A 24171-nucleotide genomic window follows, 5' to 3' on the forward strand; every position below is an offset into this window, starting at 1 on the left:
CCACAGGCCTCTAGTTCGGACAGTGACCGGTACGGCAATATCACTGTGCGCATCTGATCACCGGCGGCCAACCGGGAGCAAGCGCTCCCGATTGGCCGTTCAGGATCAGAAGTTGTAGCTGAGTCGCAAGCCGGCCGTCCGCGGATCAGGCAGCATGAGATCCATAGTTTGCGGAGTGAAGCGCCCCATCGGCATAAAACCGAAGTTCACGTTGCGCACACCGTTTTTCACCTTGTCATCATCGAGCAGATTATTCACGTAGAAGATGACATCCAGTTTGTCGAAACTGACACCGCCCTGGAAATCCACCAGCCAGTATTCCGGCAGGTAGGCATTATTGCCGAGGTCGAGGTAACGCTTGGATTCGTAACTGCCGATCAGTTCGGTGAAATAGCCGGCTCCGGAAGCAAAATTGCCATCGTAACGGATGGAAAGCATGGCAGAGTCTTCCGGTGAATTGATGAACTGCTTGCCAGTATAATCACCGTCGACGGTACCCGTGAGAAGCTTATCCAGCGTTGTCGGGTCGCCCACATCTGCGATGGTGAAGTCCTTCATCTCCGTATCGCTCAGCACATAGCCCGCATAGAAGGTCCAGTTTTCGGACGGACGATAGACTGCGCTGAGCTCGGTACCGAACAACTCACTCTTACCCGCATTGGTGATACTTGGCTTCAGCGACCCGTTAATGGGATCACGCACGAAGGCATTGATCTGCTGTTTGGTGTAATCGTACAGGTAGGTGGCGGCATTCAGCTGCAGGCGGTTGTCCAGCAGGTTGCTCTTGACGCCGACTTCATACACGAGCAGTTCTTCAGGATCGTAGGCCTCCTGGGTAATGTCGCCGCCGTCCCCGGTGGTATTGGTACCGCCGGGTTTGTAGCCTTCCGCGATGGACGCATAGAACATGGTGCTCTCCATCGCCTGCCAGTCGACGCTCACACGGGGCACAAACGCCGTGTCGGTGCGGCTGTAGGTTTGCTTCTCGATATCACGCGACAACGGCAACCCCAGCAGACCGTTATTCTGCGCACTGATCGGATAGGAATAGTAGCTGATGTCCTCTTCCAGATAGCGCCCTTCACCGGTAATCCGCAGCGTGTCAGTTACATTGTAATTCAGTGAAAATGCCAGCGACGTATGGTCTGTATCCCGGCCCATGGGAATCGGCAAGGGTACCGGGGAGGTGCGGATATCCACGGCGGCGAACGGTGAACCGCTGATATCGCCGAAGATGAACCGATTGAATACTGCATCCCAATACGCTTTGGAGGAGCCGTCACGCAACCACCACTGCTGGTTCATCAGCGTGTCCATGTCCTCGGTCCAGTACAGCGCACTCACCAGCCAGTCCAGCTTGTCGGCGGTGCCGGACAGGCGGAATTCCTGGCTCAGCTGATCGGTATCAAAGTTGGTATCGCTGTTGGCGTTCACACCAAACTGGGAAACTTCGCCCGGCATTCCTCCCGGCGGCACAAACATACCGGAATTCGGACCGAGGGACGCAAGGGTGAAGTTGGTGCGATCAAAATCGGTCTGGGTACGGGAATCATTGTTGTGAATGCCCGTCAGGGACACGAATTCGAAGGCGTCCGCTTTCCACGCCAGCTCCAGGGTCGAACTCAGGCTGCGCGCCTCGGTACCGGCAAAGTCACGCCCGGTCAGTGGATTGGGGGAAAGGTCGATATCCCCCTCGCTGGCATCACCCAGGTTACCGACAATGATAGGGGCACACTCTGGATATGGGGGAACAAACGGTGGAAGCGTCGCATTGAATGCGTAGGCGTAAGCCTGGGTAGTCGCGCAGTCTGCAGCAGTAGCGCCAGACCCGGGTATCGGGCGATTTTCTGCATACGAGGAAACCGAGCCCAGCTGGTAAGGGTCAGGCGATGCGGAGGTATTAACCAGAGACTGGCGCTGAACCAGCGCGCGCGGTGAATAGGTACTCTCACTGTACTCGGTGCGCGAGAATACGGAGAAGGAATCGTTCGGGGTCCAGTTGAGACTGAAGGCGGCGCCCTCAGAATCAATGTTGCCGAGCTCACCGCCGGTATTGGGGTTCTCGTAGTAACCACCAAATTCGGTCTTCGCCAGACTGACGGAGCCGGCCAGAACATCCTGGATAATCGGCACGCTCGCCGAGGCCTGCGCCTTGGCAAAGCCCTGGTCATTGCCATCGATGGAGAGTTTTGTTTCCGCGGTATTGCCGGGGCGCTTGGACACATAGTTCACCGCACCGGAAAACGCTGAGCGGCCATAAGTCGCTGACTGCGGCCCCTTCACCACTTCCACGCGTTCCAGGTCCAGCAGGTCCAGATTGGGGCCGATACCGCTGCCCGCGCTGGTCATGGACTCGGAAGATACGTCCACCCCATCCACCATCAGGGCCACGTTCGAGCGCCCGCGGGTGGTGGACAGACCGCGCAGGGAGATGCGGGTGTCACTGGGGATCAACCCGGTTTCGAAATCCAGGCCCGGGGTGTAGCGAGCAATGCCCTCCAGTGACGCGATGCCTTTTTCTTCCAGCTTCGCGGCGGTATGCACATCGATGGATACCGGCACGCTCTGCAGGGATTCTTCCCGTTTACGCGCCGTGACGAATACTTCTTCGATGGCGAAGTCGTCTCCGCGCAGTGCTTCTACCTCTCTTTTGTGATCGTCCTGCGCAATTGCGCCCTGCACCGATACCACGGCAGCGACGGCGATAGAAATCTGGTTCCTGTTGAACATGGCCCCTCCGATTATTCTTTTCAGTTACAGCGTGTGAGTTGGCTAATAGACCTACTGCTGTGTATCGGCCATACAGGGGATACCGCACGGCACCCCCAAAAGTCATTATGTTATACTTTTATACCTTTTCAACTTATTTTTTGAATTTCTGATCCAAATTTCCGTCCGATCCGTAACAGCACCGCTAAACCCCATCTTTTAATCTGTGCTCACCAAAATTGCGCACAAATACTCAGAATTCTTCCAGCAAACGCCCCTTTCCGATGATGCGGTCTTCGATGCCACAGGCCCGCAGGGCGTGCCAGACCGTTGCCATATTGATGGGAATCAGGGGTTTCTGCAGACAGTGTTCCAGGGTCGGGAATACATCTATGGTGGAGAGGTTGGTGCCGCACTGGATGATCGCGTCAACATCGTCACCGTCCACTTCCCGCACTGCTTGTAAGACGTCCTGGATCGAGGTTTCTGCAATGGCGGTGGCTGACGGACGGCTCATTCCCTTCACCTTGACCACTTCGAAACCGATGTCGGAGAAGAAGCGCCGCACATTGTCGTCCCCCACCTGCGGATAGGGCGTGATCACCGAGATACGCTTGGCTCCGAAGCAGTTCAGCGCGTCCTTGGTGGCACCGGCTCCGGTAGTAAGTCCGAGATCCCCAATCTGGTCACGAATTTCCCGCTCGAAAGCAATGTTTCCCTCGAGGCCGCCCCAGAAGGTTTCCGCCGACATGCCGAGCATAATATGGGAGACCTTGGCCGAGAGAATGTTGCGAATTGATACAGGAATTTCACCGCGCATGATCTCGAGGAAGCGCTCGAACACGGTGTTCTCGTCGTCACCGCTGCGGGACATTTCATCGGACCAATTGCGCAGCTCGATCCAGAAGCGGGACGGATGCCAGGTCACGCCATCGAGGCGAATCTGCTGCAGGTCGTATTCGACCCCGGTATTGGTGGAGGGAATGATGACGCCGATCTGCGCGCGGCGAGCGATCTGATAGTTGTCCATAAAGACTCCGGAATGCACTTCCGGAAGTTATACCGGCCACACGCGGCGGCCGGCATGACAAATATCAAGAATCTCAGGAGACCGCCTGGGAAGCGACCGGCGCCGCGACACCCGACTGCGGGGCCCGCAGCATCAGGGCGATGAACAGCAAAAGAACCATCAAGGCGGCGCCCAGATAATATGGGGAATGCACGCCGATACCGGCAAATGCCGAGCCAGTGAGCGCGGTACCCAGCCCCCGGCCGAGGGTGCCCAGGGCGTTGTAGACCCCCATCACCGCGCCCCGATTACCGGCCACCGCCTCCTTGGAAGTCAGCGACTGCATGGAAGTAAGCACCAGTGCGGCGCCGACCGCCTGCGACACCAGCGCCGCCGCCACCGCCGGCACGCTGGCGACCGAGCCCGCAAGCGTTACCAGGATCACAGAAATCCCGAATACCACGGCCCCCGCGCGCATCAGGCGCCGCTCACCGAAAGCCCGGGTCAGCGGGCCGATAAGCCCACCCTGCACGATCACCATGGCAATCCCGGCGGCCAGCAGTACCGGCACCAGGTCCTTGGGACCGTGGGCGATATCCGTGGCATCTGCCCAGATGGGGAACACCGATTCGACAAATCCGGCTGCCAGGTTGTACACCAGCACCGCCGCCAGCAGCAGCCAGAGACTGCGCCGACTTCCGATCCACGACAGCACTTCGCGTGAGGTGGGTGCGGAGCGCGGGCGCTCCGCACCGCCAGGGAGACTTTCCTTCAGGAAAAACACCACCACCAGCAGCGCCGCCAGGGACAGCAGCCCCGACACCAGCGCAGGCAACTGCAGGTTAGCATCGGCAAAACTGTCACCGGCGAGGTATCCGCCCAGCGCCGGACCGACAATAAAACTGATCCCGAACGCCGCCCCCAACATACCCATGGCCTTGGCCCGCTCCTGCTCCGTGGTGACATCGGCCACATAGGCCTGAGCCACTGACAGGTTTCCGGCCATCAAGCCACTGAACAGACGCGAGACCGCCACCATCCACACCGCGGTGGCAAAACCGAGCACAATGTAACCAAATACAGCACCCGCAAGGCTGATGACCAGAATCGGCTTGCGGCCAAAACGGTCGCTGAGACGCCCCCACACCGGGGTCGAGAAAAACATGCCGATCACATACAGCGCCATGCAGAATGTAGCCATGCCGGGGCTCGCCCCCAGCTGCAATGCGTAATACGCAAGAATCGGCAGCATGATGGCGAACCCGATCATGTCCAGCAGAACCACAAACACCGCGATATACATGGGTTTTCCGCCTCCAGGCGCTCAAGGGATGACTCAGTGCTCCTCGAGCAGCCAGCCCATATTGTCGAAACGGTCATGAATGCCGCAGCTGCGCAGCGCATGCCAGCAGGTGGCGACGTTGATGGGCAATACCGGTTTCTGCAGCATTTTTTCCATCGCCGGGAAAACCCCGAGGGTGGAGAGATTGGTGCCCACCTGCACGATCGCGTCCACATCGTCACCGTCGATCTCGCGCACGATGTCGAGCACCTGAGGCTCCGGGACCAGCGCAATGGCATCGTGGGCGTTGGCACAGCGCAGACCGACGAGATGCTTGATGCGGTAGCCGGCGTCTTCAAAAAACAGGCGCACGTTCTTGTCCCCCACCGGCTGGTAGGGGGTGAGGATCGACAGGGTCTTGCCGGAATGGCCGGGTACTCCCAGTGCCTCCAGCGCGGAAATCACCGCATTGGCACCGGTGGTGAGCCCGGTGTCCTCGCCCACCAGCTGCTGAATGCGGTCGACGAAACCATCGTTACCCTGAATACCGCCCCAGAAGGTTTCCGCCGACATACCCATCATCACGTGGTCGGGCTTGCAGGTCATCAGGCTCTCGATCGAATCACCGATGGTCTCCCGCAGCCGCTCGAGAAAACGCATGAAGTTGGCGTCGTCGCTCAGGTCCGGGTGGTCGATCATGAATCGCGTGGTGTGCCAGGTGACGCCGCGCGGTAGCAGGCGCTGGCAATCGTATTCCACCGACGTATTGGTGGACGGAATCACCACCCCGATCTTGGCACGGTGGCCGATATAGTTGTCCCGGTGGCCGTTGGTCAGCTGCGAGCGCTCACGGGTTTTCGACAGGTCGATCTGGGTTGGAAATGACATTTCGGTTTTTCTCCGGGCCGATGGCCGAACAACGGGTTATTCCACGTGCAAGCAGAAAACTGCTGGCGGCCGCTTCACTGGACCGCAAGGCTCTCGCGTACGCAATTGATCATCGACCGCTCGAGCAGGAAGGCGTGCGCGCGCTCGGGATCGGCGGCCGCCTCCATCAACATCTGCTGGCGCTTGCGCTGTAGGTCGGGATCGCGCGCCTCCATCAGCTTCTTGTTCTCGATGGTGTGGCGCTGCACAAACTGTACCGCGAGACCGCGGCGCTGGCGGTCGTAAAGGGCAAATGCCGCTTCGGCATCCACGCCATCGAGCAACACCTGGCACAACTTGTCGGCGACGTTGAACGCGTCGTGCAGACCGCCATTCATGCCCATACCGCCCAGCGGGTTATTGATATGGCAGGCGTCGCCCACCAGCAGTGCGCGCCCCTGATAGTAGGTTTCCGCTACCCGCTGGTTCACCGCATAGATACTGCGGTGATGGATGTCGTAGTCGTCCGCGCGATGGTGCAGGCGCTTCAGCCGTGACTGCACAAACTCGTCGGAAAGGTAATAGGCCTCTTCTTCGGCACTGGCCGGGAATACCGGCACCAGCACGCGCCAGAGTTTGTCGGTGCGCAGGATCACGCACCACTCCTCCGGGTCCGACACGTAGTTCACCCAGGAGAAATCCTCGAACACCTGCTCGAACGGAAAACTGGTGCTGACCACGAGAAACTTTTCGTCGTAGGTAAAGCCCATAAAGCCGATGCCGGATTTCTTGCGCACGACGCTGCGCGCGCCCTCGGCACCAACCAGGTAACTACCGCGCAACTGCTCTTCCCCGTCGGCACTGCGTACCACCGCGGTTACCCCATCGGCATCCTGTGCGTAATCCACAAGTTCGCAACCGAAGCGCACTTGCGCACAGGAATAATCCTGCAACGCCTCGCACACAAACCGGGTAAGCTCGTACTGCTCCAGCTGCAGACGAAAAGGGAAGCGGGTCTCGTCGGCGATCCGCGACATATCAAACGTCGCCACCTCACCGGTACTGCGATCGCGATACTGATAGCGATCCGCGCGCAGTCCCCGCGCAAGCATTTTTTCGATGATACCGTCGCCGAGGTCGGCAATCATTTCCAGCGAAGGCGGGTGGAAGGTAGAGGCCCGCAGGTCGATGGGCAGGCGATCGCACTTCTCAAGCAAACACACAGGAATGCCCTGCTTCGCCAGCGACAGAGCCAGCACACAGCCACTGGGGCCGGCACCGGCGATGATTACGGGTTGCTGTGTAGACATAACCACTCGCCAATAACTGATTGTTGGTTCCCATTACCGACCGGTGGCCGGCTCAAGAAAGTTCTTTATGGGTTTCGGGCAACAGCGCCAGCACCTGCGACAGCGATAAAACGTCCGCGTACTTGGCGTGCATGTCGAACAGGTTCGCACGGTGCGCGTCCGGGTTGCGGTCGCCGACCGCCTCGCGCGGCACCACCACCGGGTAGTCGTACTGCAGGCCGTCGACCACGGTGGCGCGGACACAACCGCTGGTGGTAAGCCCGGTCACCACCAGCGAGTCCACGCCCTGCTCCCGCAGCCATCCGTCCAATCCGGTGCGATGGAAGCTGCTCGCCCACTGCTTGCTGAACACGGGTTCATCGTCACGGGGCGCGAGCCGGGGGTCGACCTGCACCCACTCAGAATCCGGCGTGAGTACATTGAGATGCTGGATGCGGTCGCGGAATACGCGCGCCTCACCGTCGTGGTGATATACCACCGTGGTATACACCACCGGCAGGCCAAGGCGGCGAAAGCGATCCAGTAACCGTCGGTTCGCGGCGACCACCTCGGGGCAGTCGGTGCCCAGCGGGCAGCGGCTGCTGGTAAATCCCACGATCATATCCACCAGCAGCAGTGCCGGCTTTTTGCCGAGACCGAGACTTTTTCGCACAAGATCCATGTTTGACCGGCACCTCGAATATCAGTGTGTGTGATAGATCAGCTGCAATTTCAGCCTGCAGCGACCACGTCACGAAAAAAGGGACGCAATAGACTGGCAACCGCCGCCGGCTGTCGATCGCACACGTAAGTGCCTGCGTCGTGAGGCAGGGTCGCCGCCCTGCCCTGGTCCAGTAACCGCACGGAGGGAGTGACCGCCCCGCGCAACACATCGCGGCCACCGGCAAACACCAGCGCCGGGCACTTGATCGCCGCCATCTGTGTCGCCACATCCTGCTCCACCACCGCCCGGTACGACGCTTCGTAGCGGTCGCCACAGGCAAACGCCAGCAGGGTTTCGCGCAGACTGAGAGAGAGGTCTGCATGCAGATCCTTGGCGCGCAAGCGCTGCCACATCACCTGCCAGTGACCACCCTCCGCATTCACCGATACGGTCTGCGCCGCCAGTGGCAGCGCGGCCTTCTGTTCGTCAGTCAACAGTGTGGGGCCGCTCAGTGCCAGCGCGCGTACAAACGCCGGCTGGTCATACGCCAGCTGCACGGCAACGGCGGCACCGGTGTGGTGACCGAACACCAGTGCGGGGCGGTCGTACTGGCCGCTCACCGCGCGGTAAATGGCATCGGCAAACCCCGCGATCGTGACGGCGCCTGGCAGCGGATCGCTATTGCCAAAGCCCGGCGTGTCCACCGCCACAACGAAAAAATCCTCCGCCAGCAATGGCATCAGGCGCAGGTACATCGCCGACGAACTGGGGGTCTGGTGCAACAGCAACAGCAGTGGTGCGCTTTCATCCCCGCAACGGCGGTAATGCAGCTGTGCGCACCCCGGACCCAGGTCCAAATCCATATAGCCGCGACGGATGCCGCTGTCATTGCCGTCAATCAACGCGGCAGGCTCCCCACGTCGGCGCTGATCCACTTCACCTCGGTGAACTCCTCGGTACTGTAGTGGCCGCCGCTGCGCCCCATGCCCGACAGCCCCACCCCACCTATCGGCGCCAGTGCATTGCTCTGAAAGGCGTGCATGCCGATGTGCACGGCACCAGACGCAATGCGGCGGGCCGCATGTAGCCCCCACTGCAGGTTGTGGGTGAGCACCGCAGCGGAAAGCCCGTAGTCGCTGTCGTTGGCAAACTCGATGGCCTGCTCGAGATCGTCCGCCGCCACCACACTGGTGACCGGACCGAAACTTTCCTCCCGCCAGGCGCGACTGTTGCGCGGTGGCTCCAGCAGCACGGTCGGCTTCATCACCAGCCCTTGCTGCAGTTCGCCGCCGGTGAGCAACTCTGCGCCGCCGGCAACCGCCTCGCGCACGTGCTCCAGCACTTTTTCCACCGCACGCGCATTGATCAGCGGCCCGTACACCGTGCGCTCGTCCCGCAGGTCACCGAGGTACAGGGATTCCGCTTCCGCCTTGAGCGCCGCGACAAACGGCTGGTAGATCGCCCGCTCGACAACGATGCGGGAGTTCGCCATGCAGATCTGGCCAGCGTGGGTAAAAATTCCCTGGGCGGCGACCTTCGCCGCCTGCTCTGGATTCGCGTCCCGCAGTACCAGCAACGCGCTCTTGCCACCGAGTTCCAATTGCATGCGGCGCATTCTGGAAAGGGCCGCCTGCCCCACCGCGATACCGGTGTTGGTGGAACCGGTGAGCGCAATACAGCGCACGCCGTGGTGATGGATCAATTCGGCACCGCATTCGGCACCGAATCCCGTGACCACATTTACCGCTGCAGCGGGCACCCCCGCGTCCAGCAGCAGGCGACCAAACGCCAGTGCCGTCAGCGGGGTTTCTTCCGAAGGTTTGATCACCAGGCTATTGCCGGCTGCCAACGGAAAGGCACACATTTTCGTGAGTAGTGACAGCGGTGCGTTGTATGGCGACACCACCGCGACCACACCAAGCGGCTCGCGGATCACCATGGAGATGCGGTGGGGATCGTCGTTGGGGAATGTCTCCCCATATAATCGACGCACTTCGCCAGCCGCTGTGCGCAGCAGATCGACGGTATAGGCAATTTCGCCTCGCGCCTTGGTAATCGTCGAGCCGCTTTCGTCGATCAGGGTATCGAGAAATCGCGTATGCCCTTCGCGCTCGACCAGGTCTGCCGCGCGTAACAGCGCCGCTTCCCGCACCGCCGGACGCAGCCGGTACCAGTCTTCAAATCCGTGAGCCGCGGCGCACACCGCACGATCCACATCGTTGGCGCCGGCGCGGGGCACACGGCCCAATACTTTTCCGGTGGCTGGCGCAGTCACTTCAAAGCTCGCGCCATTCACCGCGGCTACAGCCTCACCGCCGATCAGCATCGTTGTGTTTTCCATGTTGGCTCAGCCCGGCTCTTTTTCTGCGCTTTTTTCCGCGGCCTTATCCGCAACGCCAAACAGGTTTTGCTCCGCACCTTCCACTTCCATCTGCGCCGCCATCAGGCGACCGCGTTCAGCGGGAAATGCCTGCACGATGCCCATGGTCAGTTCGCGCAGGAATCGCGCCGGATCCCCCATGGTGCCGGAGGTACCACTGGCCTTAAGCGCATTGGTAGCGATACTGAAGCCACATTCCGCCACCACCCCCTTGCACAGGCGCCACTGCTTGACGACCTCGTGTTTGGAGGCAATCGGCGGCTCACTGGTTTCCAGCTGGAGCTGGCGACGCAACCACAAAATGGCGGTTTGCAAATCCACCATCATCTTGCCGATCAACTCCTGCTGGTAAGGTGCGGTGCCGATAGGCTTGCCGGTATCGGCAAATTTCTTCTCGGTCAGGTGATGCAGTACGTTCTGGTAGGCCGAGTGCGCGGCACCGGCGTAACCGCACACCGCGGCCATCTGGTTGCCGACAAAACTGCCGCGACTCATCTGCATGCAGCGGGTAAAGGCACCGGGAATGGCCAGCGCCAATTCATCCGGCACAAAGCAATTTTCCAGCACGATGCCGCCGGAACTGGTACCGCGCATCCCGATCGCATCCCAGGGCGCACGCGGGCGCACGCCGTCGCCATCACGATCGACAAAGAAGGTGCAGAGGCCTTCGGCGGTGTCGTAACCGGCAAGGCTGGCGGTGACCAGATATTTATCGGCGACACCCGTGCCAGTACCGAAGGATTTCACCCCATTGAGCAGGTAGCCACCTTCGACCTTGTGCGCCTCGGTGCTGATGGTGACCGCGGCTTTTTCCGACTTCACCGACTCACTGGCGAAATTCGCAAACCAGAAACCGTCGCGCCCCATGCCGTGCAGCACGCGCTCGGCAAACTGCCGCACCACCGGTGCTTCTTCGTCATTGAACAATCCGGCTTCGAGCGCCTCCATCGCCAACAGGCCGCGCGATGCGGCGCTGCAGTGGAAAAAGAACGCCAGTGCCGTCGACGGACAAGCGGAACCGAGGGCAAAGCAGGCAGCGGCAAGATCCCGCAGACCACCGCCGAGGCCACCGTACTCGGTGGGGATAATCAGGCCGAGCAAACCCGCTTCACTAAAGTGGCGCACATGCGGCATATGAAATTGCGCGCGGGCATCCACCTCGCGCGCGGCTTCCCGCACCGCCGGCAACACCGACTCGACCACCTGCGCGCGGGCGCGCTCAGCTTCGCTCATATCCTCAAGCAATATTTCACCGGTCAGTTTCATCGCCATATCCTTCCCGTTAACCCCTAGCCTTATTCATTACTTGCCAGGCTCTGTCGAGCTGCAAACTATCAGGCATTGCTTTTCAGCAGCACGCGCAGTGCGGCTCCATTGTCCGCGCCGATAAGTCCGCCTATCTGGCCCCACACCTTGTCGACGGCCGGGTCGAAAATAATCGCGCGGTTGCGACGATCGCGCTCCGCCAAGCTGGCGCTGTCGACAGCCTCCAGTGCCGCGTCGCTTACGCCGCTTTCCAGCAGCGAGAACCAGTGTTCGAGATAGGTATCGACGGTCGCGCCGATGCTGGCAAAGGCGGATTCAGTGGCCCGGTGTGCCAGCATCCAGGGTGACATCACTGCCAGCTGACGCGGATCGAGCTGCGCCTCGCTGAGGCCATCGATCCCGCGGCCCGCCTTGCAGGCGTCGGTCAGGGGTGTAAACACCTCATCCATGTAGGCGAGGTTTGCACCGAGATCGACACGGGGAATAAGGTCGAGATGGAACGCCCAGTGGCCGCCCGCCCCCACGGAATCCAGCGTGAAGTGTGGAACCGGACTCTCGCCGGGAGTGAAGGCAAACAGCATGTGGGAGTCAAGGCCGATCTGCGGCACTATGATGGCACAGGTGACCATCTGCTGCAGTGGGCCACCGGAATAAACCCGGACTTCACCCACCTTGCCCTGCGCCATCGGCGCATGACTCTCGAGCGTCATGTAAGGGCCGCCCTGGTCTCCGGGAATCTCGGTGAGCCCGAGTTTTTCGATCACCCGGTCTCGGGTTTTCTGTGCCAGCGCCTGCGGCAGTGATACTGCACTCATAATGGACTCCGGACGTTGTTATTCTGTTGAGTCTTATTGTCGGCAAGTCAGGGTGGCGACACATTGATAAATCTCAATAAGTTGCCACCCACACTCACACTGAAAAGGGTCTTGAAGCGTTACGCGCGATGGATGTCTGGCATCAACGCGCGGTAATCGGCCCACAGAGTTTCCACGGGCGATTGGTCACCAGATCGGTGTTGCGCGAGACTTCCTTGTTCGCCGCGGCCGCCGGGTACAAGGTCACCGCCAACCGCTTGTCGCCCACCGGCAAGCAATACAGTTCCGGTTGGCTCAGCAGGCCATCGAAGGGGCGCGCTTCCCACGGGGTCAGTACGGTAAAGTCCCGCTGCAGCGCGGTGGCAAATCCCTGCCCCAGCGGTGAACCGATGGCCGCCGCCAGCAGGTTGATGCGGTTCTCCGCCGAGCGCTCCAGCAATCCGGTGCGCAACTCCCAGGCCTCGAGCGGCTCGAGCGGCACCACCGCGGTATCCACTCCGGCCATGGCCAGCAAGCGGAAAGTCTCGGGGTAGATGCTATCGTCAGACGTCACCACCGCCACGCGACCAAATGGCAGCTCCAGAGTCTGGAGTTCATCCACCGGCTCCGACCAGGCAAAACGTTCACTGCGGTGCACCTGCCCCTGGCAAAGCCGCACGCCATCGACGCCGATGAGCAGCGCACAGTAACGGGGGGCAGCGTCGTCACCGCGCATGGGCAATGCCGTGGCAATAAAGCCTTCTGCGCCGCAACACTGACGCAGGGTTTCCACCACTTCGCCGGCAAAGTCCAGCGCCGCCGGCAGGTCCGCGGCAATGGTTTCCGCATCCAGCAACGGCGGCACGGCGACCAGCTTTGCGCCACCGCCGAAGGCCTCCACCGCCAGTGACACCGCCTCCCGCAGGCCGTCACGCCCACCGGTCAACGGGTCAATGACCGACGCGGCAAGTTCCTCCGCGCCCTTCCAGGCCGGGTAAGCCTGTCCCGCAGGGTCCTCGGATATCGCACGGTACAGCGCCGGGCGGCGACTGGCGATCACATCGGTGCCATCGGGGCGTCGCTTGCGGTCTGCCGCACATGGCTCGATGTCCGCGAAGATGACCTCCTCGCGATCCGCGGACGCGCAGGCCAATACGCTACCGTCCGGCGCCACGATCTGACTCTCCCCGGCCCCGTTGAGAAATTTCAGCGGAATGCCCGTCGCTTCGCTCACCGGGACCAGAATCGGCTCGGGCACCAGCGGTCCCACCTTGTTGGCGGCCACGATAAACACCCGGTTTTCCGGTGCGCGCACCGGGACATGCAGCGAACCTTCATCGCTGGCAAAAGAGTTCAGGCTGTTGCATAGAATCTGCGCGCCACGCAGCGCCAGAGTGCGGGGAGGTTCATTGATCACACCATCCATACACGCATAAAGACCAAGCCGCCCGAGCGGTGTTTCCACTACCGGCCCCGGTTCGTGTGCGGGCTCAAGGAAGTCATTTTCGTGACCGATGTAGATCTGTTTGGTGTTGTCGGCAAGCAACTCCCCCTCGGGGGAATACAACAGACTGGAGCCGGTGATCGTGTCATTTTCGCGATTTACGGTGCAATTGATCACCACATGCACAGCGAGCGCCCGTACCTTTTCCACCACCGCCGACAGGAACGGACCATCCAGGGTCACGGACACCGCAGCGCAGTGCTCACGGCTGTCATACCACGACAGGTGATTACAGAACTCCGGCAACACGATCAGGTCCGGGCTTACCGCAGCCGCCTCATCCAGCATGCGCAAGACCGTCGCCAGGTTTGTATCGACATCGGTACCCACATGAAACTGCGCCGCCGCTACACGAATGGTTCTATTGCTCATTTTGCGATCCGCCTCCAGGACAACCACCTCCCCCGCAGGATGCAGGAAGGCTCTAGGTTCACTAGCCATTAGCTCATTTGATATAAACTACTATCATTATATCTTTTCGACAAGAATCCAAATAAGATCCTGAGTCGTAATAACCAAACACAGTTCGCACCAAATAAAAACGCATTCGTGCTCTCAAGGGAGAAACCACCATGGCCATTCAACAGGATCGACGGCTTGCGGGCCTGCGCCTCGCGGAGAACGTGACCGGAGCCAATATTCTGACGTTTTATTTTGCCTGCCTCGCGGCCATCATGTTCGCCTCCTTTATCCCCCAGAGCCAGCCGTTTCTGCTGACCGAATTCCTTGGAATCCCCCAGGAACGGCACGGCATGGTGAGCGGACTGCTCAACTTCTGGGCGGAAATTGCGATCATCATCGCGGTTGCGGTTTTCGGCCCGCTCTCCGACCGGTTCGGCCGACGGCCGGTGACCGGGTTCGGTTTTTTGTTGATATCCGCCGGCGTTGCACTCTATCCACACGCCCGCGACATCAGCCAACTGCTGGTCTTCCGCCTGGTCTACGCCGTGGGCATCGCCGCGGTGACCACCACTATTGTCGCGCTGGTCGCGGACTATGTCCGGGATGAAAGCCGCGGCCGCGCCACCGGGTTGCAGGGGGTAATGAACGGGGTGGGCGCCATGGTCTGCGTGTTCCTGCTGCTGCAGCTCCCCGCCATCCTCCAGCGTGGCGGCGCTACCGCCCACGAAGCGGGTATCCAGACCTACAGCCTGGTTGCCGCCATCGCCTTCATCACCGGTATTCTCATGCTGGTTGGACTCAAGCCCGGCAGTCGCGTACCCAGCGAACACAGTGAAAGCCTGCTGAGCATCACCCGCAATGGCCTGCGCGCCGCGCGGGATCCCAAGATCGCCCTGGCCTACGGTGCGTCGTTTGTGGCACGCGGCAACCTGATGATCGTGGGCACCTTCTTCACCCTATGGGTAACCAATTACGGCACTACGGAAATGGGCATGAGCCGCGCAGACGCGCTGGCGCGCGCTGGCATGATTGTGGGCATCGCCCAGGGATGTGCGCTGCTCGGTGCGCCGCTGTTTGGCATCATGGCGGACAAGATCACCCGTGTGCGCGCACTCATCATCGCCCTGCTGGTATCCGCCATTGGTTATGGCTCGACGATTTTCATCACTGACCCATTCAGCACCGGCATGATTGTCTGTGCGGTACTGATCGGACTCGGGGAAATCGGCTGCATCATCACCAGCGGCGTGCTGATCGCCCAGCAGGCCCCGGAATCCCACCGCGGTGCGGTGATCGGATTTTTCACCCTGTCCGGCGCCGTCGGCATTCTGGTGGCCAGTGTCGTTGGCGGATACCTGTTCGACACCTGGCGCGCCTCAGGCCCGTTCGTATTCTTCGCGTTGGTGGCTGCCCTGGTGCTGGTTTGGGCCGTTGTGCTGGAGCGTCGGTCCGCAAGCCGAGACGCACAGGCACAAATGCTTGTGGATCCAGCATAACAATAGCGTTCAAAATAGATGCAATAAAAAAGCCCGCAGTTGCGGGCTTTTTTATTGGGGACGCTTGGGGGGCACACCGAAATCACAGCCTGCCGAACCGCTCACAAGACAGAATTCACGCAGCGGTTATTGGTTCTGACCGCGGCGCTATTACAGATCTGCTCGAGGCATTCAAAGCAATCACTAGACTGAATGCAAATACCAGCTCTGCCACATTCCCCACGCAGAAACCAGGTCGCGAAGCCCATCACCGGCTGTCGCAGGCTCCACATAAAAATCCCAAGATGGGATATTGCCAGTGCAAAAAATAAAAAGCTGAACATCGGCTCCCCCGTTTGCCAACAGCAACGCGCCGGCCAATTATGACCGGCGCGCTACGGCATCGATATCAAGCTCAGTTCAGCAGCAATCCAATTTCCTGCTCGACAATCGCCTGCTGAGCCTCGCGGCTGATCAGGGCAGGATTATCATCGCTCTGCAGCGTATCGGAATAATAGAACTGGGTATGGTTGCCGCCCTCGATACGCACATATTTTGTATGCGCGGGCAACCGTGCCTTGCTGTCTTCAATATCCTGTTCGGTGGTCAGACCGTCGACAGCCCCCCAGATGGAGGTCACGGGAATGTCCAGCGAGTTCAGATAAGCCAGGTCATTGGGATAGGCGGCCAGCAGGAAAAGTGCATCCACTTTATCCCAGGAGGCCCGGTGAACATTCACATAGTCGGCGGCAACGACACCACCCAATGAGTGACCACCGATCACCCAACCGCTCACCTCACGCTTCCAGTAATACTTCACATAATCCGCATAATTGCTGCCAAGCAATCCAAGGTTAAACGGCGGGGTAACCACTGCCGCATGATAGCCGAGGTCAGCAAAGTGTCGGGCGAGCGGCGCGTAAGCACGTGGGTCCACAAACGCGCCCGGGTAAATGATCAGCCCCCGGGAAGACACCGGCTGGGCCGGTTCGAAGCCGAAGAATTGGGAGACTCCGACCCAGTCCCGCTTCTGGAACACTTTAACTGCTGGGGATGATGTCATGGCCGCATCCACCTCGGCCTGTGCATCGGCGTGAGCGGAAGTATGGAACATAAACACCGCGGCAAAAAATCCTGCAATCTTTACAAGTCTGGTGAGCATCATGGTTTTATCCTTATCAGGTTTTACTGCATTTGGGTTTTACTTACCGCTGCTACCTGTGCACGTGCTCCCCCTCACCCTTCTCGGCAATGAAGGAGAATTCGCAGGCTGTGGTGTCAGGCGGCGTGGGATTTGTAACCTGCAAACAGGTCACGCTTGTTGAAGCCCGCAGTCAGAAATCGCCAGAAAGCCTTGCGCCCGGTAAGCCAGACTACGCGGCTACCGCTTTTCTGAGCGCTCAGTATCCCCTGCACCAGATACGGGGTTACGGTATCGACGGTGTCGCCGAGGATATTGAGAATTTTTCGGGTCTTTTGCCACTCACTGGAATTGAGGTCGTAATCGCCCACCAACAGGTCGGTGACCACGATGCCCGGGCTCAGAGTGTTGACCTGCACTGCAGTACCTTTCACTTCTTTTTGCAGCGCCTTGGTGAGGTAATTCAGCCCGCGCTTGGTGGCCCCGTAGGCCGCCATGCCCGGAGCGGTCTGCCCGGTGCTGCCGAATCCTTCCATATTCCAGATCTGGCCATGACCCTGCTGCTGCATGCCGGCGAGGGCGACCTTGCAGGCCAGCAGCAGTCCGGTGAGATTGGTGTCCACAATACGCCGCAGATCGTCCGCGGACTGTTCGGCGAGCGGTTTGCGCACAATGCTCATGCCCGCATTATTGATCCAGTAATCCACCGGGCCGCGCGCATGGGCAAAGCCCCACAATTCGGCCAGCTCCTGCTCGGAGGTGATATCACAGCGCAGTCCCGCCACCGCATCGGTGCCATACGCAGCCTGCAGTTCAGTGACTGCCTCATCCACCTTGTTTTGGGAGCGGGCACTGACAATCACCCGGCAACCACGAGCCAGGAAATTTTCCGCGAGGCCGCGGCCGATACCCCGGGTGCTACCGGTAATTACCACTGTTTTCATGAAATTCCCTCCCAGATTCGCAGCGTCAGATTGGCGGCGCCGGTGCACGCACTCTGGCTGCTGCCGATATTTTGAGTTATTGTTATATCATTATTATGTTTATTGCAAGACGATAACACTATGCCTGAGATCGCCACGGAACAAACGGATACTTTTACCAGCTACCCCACCTTCCCCATCGGCTCAGTGGGTTACAACCTCATGTTGATGCGCGGCACCTGGCACGACCAGGTAGAACTGTTCCACCTCGATGGCCGCCCACTGCAAGACGACACCGTCGCCGGCAGCGGCACCCCGGGGCCCAGCCCGTTCGACAACCTGGTTTACCTGGATTTCGACGGTCAGCGCCTGCAGTTGACCAATGTGCATTTTCGCGGCCGCAAGCCCACCGCTAAAACCTTCACCGGCCAGCTGCGCGACAACCTGCTGGTGTTCGATCCGCTGGGCCCCGGCGCCTATGAAAATATCGGCGTATCCGGTGGTGTCGGTATTTTGACCTTCAACGCGCTGCGCCTCGGCCAGGCCTGCGATGTGTATATGGAGCCCGATTTCATCATGCTCACCGCCCCCGGCCAGCGTGTTCGGCACACGGTGCTTTACCGCGACGGCGTCGCCACCCGCACCTTGACGGCCCGCGGGGTCCGCCTGTCGCCCACCTGCGACTGTCGCCATTCTCTGGATCCACGCGGCGACCATGGCCCGGTGCACGAAGAACCGTTCCGCTCCTCCATCTGGCAGCATCTGGTTCAATCCACCACGGCTTGATAATTGTCATCCACCCGGCAAACACTCCTTCTTATGCTCTGCTCATCGACCGCGGCGTTCTGCTGCGGCACACCGACTACAAAGTAATAACGATCGGGAAGTAGCACATGCAGGAGTATCGAATCTGGGAATGCCTGGTTTGCGGCTGGGTGTACGATGAATCCAAAGGCGCGCCGGAAGACGGCATTGCCCCGGGCACTCGTTGGGAAGACGTGCCGAAAGACTGGCAATGCCCCGAATGCGGGGTCGGCAAAGACGACTTTGAAATGATCGAAGTGCGCCGCATAGCGATGGCCGCGGATAACGCCGCTGCGGCAGAATCGCCAGACAAGCCACTGCCATCCCCGGTCGCCGCAAGCTCCGACGTCGACTTCAGCCGCGCGCCGGTGGTGATCATCGGTACCGGGCTTGCCGGTTACCACCTGGCAAAGGAACTGCGCAAACTTGACCAGACAACGCCGCTGATCATGATTTCCGCCGACGATGGTGCGCACTATTCGAAGCCGCAATTAAGCACCGCATTTCACAAACAGCGCTCACCGCTGCAGCTGGTCAGCAATACAGCGCGGGAAATGGCGGAAACCCTCAATGCGCAGATACTCACCTTTACCCGGGTCACCGCCATGGATACCGCCTCCAGGGTATTGACCATGCGCGCAGGTGCCCATGATCAACAGCTGCATTACGGCAAACTCGTATTGGCGATGGGCTCCGATCCGGTGGAAATTCCGATGGCGGGAAGCGCGGCGGGCTGCGCCTACAGCATCAACGACCTGCAGGATTTCCAACGTTTTTACACTGGCATCGCCGGCGCAAGGTCGGTGCTGGTGATCGGCGGTGGCCTGATCGGTTGCGAGTACGCCAACGACCTGATCCAGGCCGGGTTTGACGTGCATGTGGTCGAACCCCAGACGCAGCTGCTCGGCAGCCTGATACCACCGGCAGCAGGCGACCTGGTGCAAAACGCCCTTACCCGGGCCGGAGTTCACTTCCACCTCGGTACCACCGTCAAGAACCTCGACCACGCCGCTGGCAGTGTCCGGGTCGAACTGGCCGACGGCAGCCAGCTGCAGGTCGATCGGGTCATCAGCGCCATCGGCGTGCGCCCGCGGGTGGATCTGGCGCAGCACGCCGGCGTCCGCACCACCCGCGGCATCGTCACCGACCGCTATCTGGCCACCAGCGCGGAGCAGGTCTTCGCCCTTGGGGACTGCGCCGATGTCGACGGTCACAACCTCTGCTATATCGCGCCGTTACTGGCCGGTGCGCGCGCACTGGCACAGACCCTGGCGGGTAGCCCCACCCCGGTGCATTACGGCAATATGCCGGTCAGCATCAAGACAACCCTGTGCCCAGTGACCGTGTCGCCACCACCGTGTAACGCCGACGGCCAGTGGCAGTATGAGCGCAGTGACAGTCAGGGCGTAATTGCCCGCTTCATCGCCAGCGACGGACAACTCCAGGGCTTTGCGCTGGCCGGCGATGCCTGCAAGCAGGCCCCGGCCTTCAGCGAACAGACCGCACCCATCATGCAGAATTGATAATTGACAAGGCAGCCGGCCATCCACAGGTTAGGATGGCAGCTGAAATCGCCGAATAATGTTCATGTGCAACCACATATTGGCGCATGACACAGTGACGCTAAACCGGTAGAACCAATATGAGCAACGACAAAAAACCCAGCAACTGGCAAAAGGCCATTGAAGGCGAATGGCACGGCCTGCCCTCGCTGTTTGAGGCCGACGGTACCCATGTGGGCTACAACAAGGTCAGCCGTGCCAGTGAATTTGAAAACGGGCGCACCACCTACTGGATGAACACCCGCTTCGATGCTACCGGCCCACTGAATGACCGCTTTGAAATCGGGTCACCGTTTCGCTTTGGCGTGATCGATTCCGACCAGGATCGCATTTACACCGGCCCGGATTTTATCGGTAGTGGCCGGCCCTACGGTCTGCTGGTGGATTCCAATTACTTCTCACCGGGCTGGAACGTCAATTTGCGTACCATGAACCATGTGGTTCCGGAACTCGGCATCCAGGTGTACTCCTCCCAGCTGTTTGAAGCGGACACCTTGGTCGGCGTGTTCAATGGTCTCTATGTGGTCACCCAGGATCACGAGACCAACCCGGCAACCCAGAAACGGGTAGATGCCTTCCTGGAAAAAGAAAAGCTGGATGGCAAGCGCCCATTCAACCTTCCCGTCAAGCACGCGGGCCAGTTTTCCGGCCGTTTCGAGGTGTACAACGAAAATCAGGAACTGGTGGGGCACAACGATGTGGTGATCCATCACAAGCCCCTGAACCTGCTGCACTCCGAGCAGACCATCGAAATCAGCGGCGTGATAAATGCCAAGTGGACCGCCATGCGCACCCGCACCGGCAACCACCATCAGTACCACGGCCCCGACATGTTCGGCAACGGCATGTCGTATGGTCGCTACCTCTACTCCGTGCGCCACGTATTCGGCCAGGCCTTCAAACTCTGGTCGCGGGAAACCCAGGTGGATGAGGATTACACCCTGGTGTGCGCCTGGCAGTTCATGCAATCGCAAAAAGAAAAATACACCACCTTCGGCGTGCTGCGCTGGGAACAGGGTGACCTGATACTGGGAGCCAACCATGTCGACTGAAGCGGAACTACTGAGACCAATTGCCCCTGCTATTAACGGGAGGCAGCATGCAGTTGAGCCCCAGCAACTTCGCCAGGTGTTCGGCCAGTTCGCCACCGGCGTGACCATAATTACCACCAGCAACGAATCCGGCGAACCAGTGGGGATGACCGCCAGCAGTTTCAATACGGTCTCCCTCGAGCCACCGCTGATTCTCTGGTGTATCGGCAAGAACACGGGTTGCTTTGACGCCTTCGATCGCTGCGAGCATTTCGCCATTCACGTTTTGAGTGACGAACAGGAGGCGCTTTCCTCCCTGTTCGCCCGCCGCGGGACAGACAGATTTGCGGGACTGGATTACATCATCAATAACGACGGTGTTCCCCTGCTGCATGAATACTGTGCGCGCCTGCAATGTACTGTAGCCGCGCGCTACGATGGCGGCGATCACCTGATCATGGTGGGCAGAGTCCAGGCCATGCACACCCAGGATCGGGAACCGCTACTCTTCCACCGCGGACGCTACGCGCGTATTGCCTGAGTTTCCAATTCTCACTTGATGACCATAGTCGCCGGCAGTATCCCTGCCGGCTTTTCTATTTGCGCAGTAAAAAAAACCGCGCAGCCAGCGAGTGCAAAACACTCGCTGTCGGCGCGGCAACAGGCAAGTAATCAAAAAAGTAAAAAACCTTACCCAGAAAATAAAAGTGAACGTCAGGCGATTTCCGGCTGGATACTTGCTGCGCGCTGAAACCCTTTTGGCAAGCCCGCATCCGGCACAAAACCATACAGTGGCTCACCCGGCAGTGCGGCCGCAAGAATTTCTCTTGCTGCCATCAATCTCTCAAAATCCACGCCGGTGCGATAGCCCATGGCCTCCAGCAGGAACGCGAGATCCTCGGTGACGATGTTGCCACTGGCACCCGGCGCAAACGGACAGCCACCGATTCCGCCCATCGAGGCATCCACCGTCGTAATCCCCTCCTCGATCGCCGCCAGCGCATTGGCCAGGCCCTGGCCGCGGGTATTGTGCAGGTGAATACCGTGCAGCGTTTCGCGCCCCAGGCTTTCCCAGATGCGACGAATCATCCGGCGCACCTGTAGCGGGTTGCCGTAACCGGTGGTGTCGGAAAGCCCGATCTCATCGCAGCCGGCCTCCATCAGCGATTCGCCCAAGCGCAGCACCGCGTCTTCGGCAACGGGCCCTTCCAGGGTGCAGCCAAAACAGGTAGACAGGCTGCCCTCAAAACTCGGCCGCTGTTGCGGCGGTAATTCGTTCAGCAAAGCCCGAATTCCGCGCACCTCTTCCAGGACCTGCTGGTGGGTGCGGCGCAGGTTTTTCAGGCTGTGGGTTTCACTGACCGACAGAGGAATGGTCAACTTGTGCGCCCCGGCGGCTACGGCAGCCTGTGCACCGCGCAGGTTGGGCACCAGCACCGCCACCGTGAGCCCGGGAATGGTGCGGGCGAACGCAACGACCTCCGCCGTATCCGCCAATTGCGGCAACACTTTTGCGGGTACAAAGGAGCCCACTTCGATCTCGCGCAGACCGGCGGCCGCCAGCGCACCAATCCAGCGCTTCTTGTCGGCCGTCGCCATAATACGGTTGATACTCTGCAGTCCGTCCCGCGGCCCTACCTCACTTATTTCGATATCGATATCACTACCAACCACTGGTGTATCCCCCGTCGTTTGTACTGCCTATTTGCGCTTGCCCATCTGGCACGCCCAACCGGCCGCTTGACCTAATGTTATATTATTATATCATATTGGCCAGTACCTGCACGGGCAATGTATTTCAGTGGAGAGCCGCCAATGGCGCATCAGGAAGTTTTGCCGCTCGCCGGCATCAAGGTGGTCGAGTTTACCCACATGGTGATGGGCCCCGCCGCCGGCGGCATACTCGCGGACCTGGGGGCAGAGGTAACAAAGGTAGAGCCCTTCGAGGGCGACAACACCCGGCGGCTGCAGGGTTCGGGGGCGGGCTACTTTACCATGTACAACCGCAACAAGCGCAGCCTGGCCCTGGACCTGAAATCCCCGGAGGGCCGCGATCTCGCCCTGCGCCTGATTGATGAGGCCGACGTGGTGATCGAGAACTTCCGCCACGGGGCCATGGACCGACTGGGCTTTGGCTATGCGGCACTCAGGGAGCGCAACCCGGGCCTCATCTACTGTTCCCTGAAGGGGTTCCTCAGTGGTCCCTACGAACACCGTACCGCCCTCGACGAAGTCACCCAGATGATGGGCGGCCTCGCCTACATGACCGGGCTACCCGACCGCCCCCTGCGCGCCGGCACCTCGGTGATTGACATTACCGGCGGGATGTTCGGAGTCATCGCAATCCTGTCCGCACTGCAGCAACGCCACAGCACCGGACACGGCCAGCATGTGACCAGCTCACTGTTTGAGACCACGGCCTTCCTGGTGGGCCAGCATATGGCACAACAGGCGGTGACTGGCGAGGAGCCGCCCCCCATGTCGGTGCGCCGCAGTGCCTGGTCGGTGTATGACATCTTCCACAGCGCCGAAGGGGAACGTGTTTTTGTCGGCGTGGTTAGCGACACCCTATGGCGGGCCTTCTGCAGCGAATTCCAATTGAGCGATTTCGCCGAGGATGCGTCCCTCGCCAGCAACGCCGGTCGGGTTGCCGCCCGCGAGCGCATACTGCCGCGTATCAATGCCCTGTTCGGCAGTCTTCCCAAAGAAGAACTGATGGCAAGGCTCGATCGCGCCGGAATCCCCTTCGCTCCCATCAACAAACCCGCCGACCTGTTTACCGACCCGCACCTGAACGCCGCCGGCGGCTTGGTGGAAGTCACCCTGGAGAACGGCCAGCACGCGCACCTGCCGGCGCTGCCAGTGGAGTTTGATGGCCGCCGCCCCGGGCTGCGCCGGGATCTGCCAAAGGCCGGTCAACACAGTATCGAGGTGGCCCGCGCATTGGGGCTGAGCGACGCCCAGATAGAAGCCTTGGTGGAGCATGGGGTGCTGCGGGGCAGCCGGCTCGAGGATCCGGTACATTGACCGTACAGGATATGGACAGCTAAGGCCTTTGCGATTAGTCTC

At 60.2% G+C, this 24171-nt stretch carries 21 protein-coding genes; 7 read left to right on the forward strand and 14 right to left on the reverse strand.

The window, feature by feature from the left end; translation table 11 throughout:
• Window positions 1-105: 105 nt before the first annotated feature.
• The 11 genes from GTQ55_RS10245 to GTQ55_RS10295 form a co-directional block, all read right to left on the reverse strand.
• Window positions 106-2730 carry a TonB-dependent receptor gene (locus tag GTQ55_RS10245; RefSeq protein WP_161858651.1) on the reverse strand — a complete coding sequence of 875 codons (2625 nt, stop codon included), beginning with the start codon at window positions 2728-2730 and terminating at the stop codon, window positions 106-108.
• A gap of 232 nt (window positions 2731-2962) precedes the next feature.
• Window positions 2963-3739, reverse strand: coding sequence for a maleate cis-trans isomerase family protein (locus GTQ55_RS10250; RefSeq protein WP_161858652.1), 777 nt, complete (start codon window positions 3737-3739; stop codon window positions 2963-2965).
• 73 nt (window positions 3740-3812) lie between these two features.
• The gene (locus GTQ55_RS10255) at window positions 3813-5021 is read right to left on the reverse strand and encodes an MFS transporter (RefSeq protein WP_161858653.1); all 1209 of its coding nucleotides are present in this window, start codon (window positions 5019-5021) and stop codon (window positions 3813-3815) included.
• A gap of 33 nt (window positions 5022-5054) precedes the next feature.
• On the reverse strand, window positions 5055-5888 hold the full coding sequence (locus GTQ55_RS10260) for a maleate cis-trans isomerase family protein (protein WP_161858654.1): 834 nt from the start codon (window positions 5886-5888) through the stop codon (window positions 5055-5057).
• Window positions 5889-5962: 74 nt separating this feature from the next.
• Entirely contained in the window at window positions 5963-7177 is a 1215-nt protein-coding gene (locus GTQ55_RS10265; RefSeq protein WP_161858655.1) for an FAD-dependent oxidoreductase, read from the reverse strand.
• A gap of 52 nt (window positions 7178-7229) precedes the next feature.
• Entirely contained in the window at window positions 7230-7838 is a 609-nt protein-coding gene (locus GTQ55_RS10270; RefSeq protein ID WP_161858656.1) for an isochorismatase family protein, read from the reverse strand.
• A gap of 50 nt (window positions 7839-7888) precedes the next feature.
• Window positions 7889-8755 carry an alpha/beta fold hydrolase gene (locus GTQ55_RS10275; protein ID WP_161858657.1) on the reverse strand — a complete coding sequence of 289 codons (867 nt, stop codon included), beginning with the start codon at window positions 8753-8755 and terminating at the stop codon, window positions 7889-7891.
• A complete protein-coding gene (locus GTQ55_RS10280; RefSeq protein WP_237567642.1) occupies window positions 8719-10161 on the reverse strand; it encodes an aldehyde dehydrogenase family protein in 1443 nt (480 codons plus the stop codon). Before GTQ55_RS10280 ends, GTQ55_RS10275 begins: the two co-directional genes overlap by 37 nt.
• Before the next feature lie 6 nt (window positions 10162-10167).
• Complete coding sequence (locus GTQ55_RS10285) at window positions 10168-11466, reverse strand: acyl-CoA dehydrogenase family protein (protein WP_161860117.1); 1299 nt, start codon at window positions 11464-11466, stop codon at window positions 10168-10170.
• Between the two features lie 68 nt (window positions 11467-11534).
• Window positions 11535-12281, reverse strand: a complete 747-nt coding sequence (locus tag GTQ55_RS10290; protein WP_161858658.1) for a hypothetical protein — start codon at window positions 12279-12281, stop codon at window positions 11535-11537.
• Between the two features lie 142 nt (window positions 12282-12423).
• Window positions 12424-14136, reverse strand: coding sequence for a nitrilase-related carbon-nitrogen hydrolase (locus tag GTQ55_RS10295; RefSeq protein WP_161858659.1), 1713 nt, complete (start codon window positions 14134-14136; stop codon window positions 12424-12426).
• 200 nt (window positions 14137-14336) lie between these two features.
• Here GTQ55_RS10295 and GTQ55_RS10300 point away from each other — a divergent pair, with 200 nt between their 5' ends.
• Window positions 14337-15662, forward strand: a complete 1326-nt coding sequence (locus GTQ55_RS10300; protein ID WP_161858660.1) for an MFS transporter — start codon at window positions 14337-14339, stop codon at window positions 15660-15662.
• Window positions 15663-16056: 394 nt separating this feature from the next.
• Here the strand turns inward: GTQ55_RS10300 and GTQ55_RS10305 are convergent, their stop codons facing one another.
• Together GTQ55_RS10305 and GTQ55_RS10310 are read right to left on the reverse strand one after the other, a co-directional pair.
• Window positions 16057-16806 (reverse strand): alpha/beta hydrolase, encoded by a 750-nt coding sequence (locus GTQ55_RS10305; protein ID WP_161858661.1) that lies wholly within the window; start codon window positions 16804-16806, stop codon window positions 16057-16059.
• 113 nt (window positions 16807-16919) lie between these two features.
• The gene (locus GTQ55_RS10310; protein WP_161858662.1) at window positions 16920-17726 is read right to left on the reverse strand and encodes an SDR family NAD(P)-dependent oxidoreductase; all 807 of its coding nucleotides are present in this window, start codon (window positions 17724-17726) and stop codon (window positions 16920-16922) included.
• A gap of 120 nt (window positions 17727-17846) precedes the next feature.
• Here GTQ55_RS10310 and GTQ55_RS10315 point away from each other — a divergent pair, with 120 nt between their 5' ends.
• From GTQ55_RS10315 to GTQ55_RS17960, 5 genes are all read left to right on the forward strand, one after another.
• The gene (locus GTQ55_RS10315; RefSeq protein WP_161858663.1) at window positions 17847-18491 is read left to right on the forward strand and encodes a hypothetical protein; all 645 of its coding nucleotides are present in this window, start codon (window positions 17847-17849) and stop codon (window positions 18489-18491) included.
• 107 nt (window positions 18492-18598) lie between these two features.
• Complete coding sequence (locus GTQ55_RS10320) at window positions 18599-20032, forward strand: FAD-dependent oxidoreductase (protein ID WP_161858664.1); 1434 nt, start codon at window positions 18599-18601, stop codon at window positions 20030-20032.
• Between the two features lie 119 nt (window positions 20033-20151).
• Window positions 20152-21123 (forward strand): hypothetical protein, encoded by a 972-nt coding sequence (locus GTQ55_RS10325; RefSeq protein WP_161858665.1) that lies wholly within the window; start codon window positions 20152-20154, stop codon window positions 21121-21123.
• Complete coding sequence (locus tag GTQ55_RS10330; RefSeq protein ID WP_161858666.1) at window positions 21113-21643, forward strand: flavin reductase family protein; 531 nt, start codon at window positions 21113-21115, stop codon at window positions 21641-21643. The genes GTQ55_RS10325 and GTQ55_RS10330 overlap by 11 nt, the downstream gene beginning before the upstream one ends.
• A 15-nt stretch (window positions 21644-21658) precedes the next feature.
• Window positions 21659-21853 (forward strand): hypothetical protein, encoded by a 195-nt coding sequence (locus GTQ55_RS17960; protein WP_237567643.1) that lies wholly within the window; start codon window positions 21659-21661, stop codon window positions 21851-21853.
• On the opposite strand, the gene GTQ55_RS10335 is transcribed toward GTQ55_RS17960, so the two are convergent.
• A complete protein-coding gene (locus tag GTQ55_RS10335; protein WP_237567644.1) occupies window positions 21817-22776 on the reverse strand; it encodes a hydroxymethylglutaryl-CoA lyase in 960 nt (319 codons plus the stop codon). The two genes, GTQ55_RS17960 and GTQ55_RS10335, sit on opposite strands and share 37 nt — an antisense overlap.
• A 141-nt stretch (window positions 22777-22917) precedes the next feature.
• On the opposite strand from GTQ55_RS10335, the gene GTQ55_RS10340 reads away from it, so the two are divergent.
• Window positions 22918-24129, forward strand: a complete 1212-nt coding sequence (locus GTQ55_RS10340) for a CaiB/BaiF CoA transferase family protein (protein ID WP_161858667.1) — start codon at window positions 22918-22920, stop codon at window positions 24127-24129.
• The last annotated feature ends 42 nt before the right edge of the window (window positions 24130-24171 follow it).

The sequence above is a fragment of the Microbulbifer hydrolyticus genome, from assembly GCF_009931115.1.
Classification (GTDB): Bacteria; Pseudomonadota; Gammaproteobacteria; order Pseudomonadales; family Cellvibrionaceae; genus Microbulbifer; species Microbulbifer hydrolyticus.

Bases quoted from the DNA above. Each gene is read 5' to 3' on its own strand.
- GTQ55_RS10265 (WP_161858655.1), bottom strand. From the start codon at position 7,177: ATGTCTACACAGCAACCCGTAATCATCGCCGGTGCCGGCCCCAGTGGC.
- GTQ55_RS10295 (WP_161858659.1), bottom strand. From the start codon at position 14,136: ATGAGCAATAGAACCATTCGTGTAGCGGCGGCGCAGTTTCATGTGGGT.
- GTQ55_RS10290 (WP_161858658.1), bottom strand. From the start codon at position 12,281: ATGAGTGCAGTATCACTGCCGCAGGCGCTGGCACAGAAAACCCGAGAC.
- GTQ55_RS10320 (WP_161858664.1), top strand. From the start codon at position 18,599: ATGCAGGAGTATCGAATCTGGGAATGCCTGGTTTGCGGCTGGGTGTAC.
- GTQ55_RS10255 (WP_161858653.1), bottom strand. From the start codon at position 5,021: ATGTATATCGCGGTGTTTGTGGTTCTGCTGGACATGATCGGGTTCGCC.
- GTQ55_RS10270 (WP_161858656.1), bottom strand. From the start codon at position 7,838: ATGGATCTTGTGCGAAAAAGTCTCGGTCTCGGCAAAAAGCCGGCACTG.
- GTQ55_RS10315 (WP_161858663.1), top strand. From the start codon at position 17,847: ATGCCTGAGATCGCCACGGAACAAACGGATACTTTTACCAGCTACCCC.
- GTQ55_RS10310 (WP_161858662.1), bottom strand. From the start codon at position 17,726: ATGAAAACAGTGGTAATTACCGGTAGCACCCGGGGTATCGGCCGCGGC.
- GTQ55_RS10300 (WP_161858660.1), top strand. From the start codon at position 14,337: ATGGCCATTCAACAGGATCGACGGCTTGCGGGCCTGCGCCTCGCGGAG.
- GTQ55_RS10305 (WP_161858661.1), bottom strand. From the start codon at position 16,806: ATGATGCTCACCAGACTTGTAAAGATTGCAGGATTTTTTGCCGCGGTG.
- GTQ55_RS10340 (WP_161858667.1), top strand. From the start codon at position 22,918: ATGGCGCATCAGGAAGTTTTGCCGCTCGCCGGCATCAAGGTGGTCGAG.
- GTQ55_RS10330 (WP_161858666.1), top strand. From the start codon at position 21,113: ATGTCGACTGAAGCGGAACTACTGAGACCAATTGCCCCTGCTATTAAC.
- GTQ55_RS10260 (WP_161858654.1), bottom strand. From the start codon at position 5,888: ATGTCATTTCCAACCCAGATCGACCTGTCGAAAACCCGTGAGCGCTCG.
- GTQ55_RS10280 (WP_237567642.1), bottom strand. From the start codon at position 10,161: ATGGAAAACACAACGATGCTGATCGGCGGTGAGGCTGTAGCCGCGGTG.
- GTQ55_RS10325 (WP_161858665.1), top strand. From the start codon at position 20,152: ATGAGCAACGACAAAAAACCCAGCAACTGGCAAAAGGCCATTGAAGGC.
- GTQ55_RS10285 (WP_161860117.1), bottom strand. From the start codon at position 11,466: ATGAAACTGACCGGTGAAATATTGCTTGAGGATATGAGCGAAGCTGAG.
- GTQ55_RS10245 (WP_161858651.1), bottom strand. From the start codon at position 2,730: ATGTTCAACAGGAACCAGATTTCTATCGCCGTCGCTGCCGTGGTATCG.
- GTQ55_RS10250 (WP_161858652.1), bottom strand. From the start codon at position 3,739: ATGGACAACTATCAGATCGCTCGCCGCGCGCAGATCGGCGTCATCATT.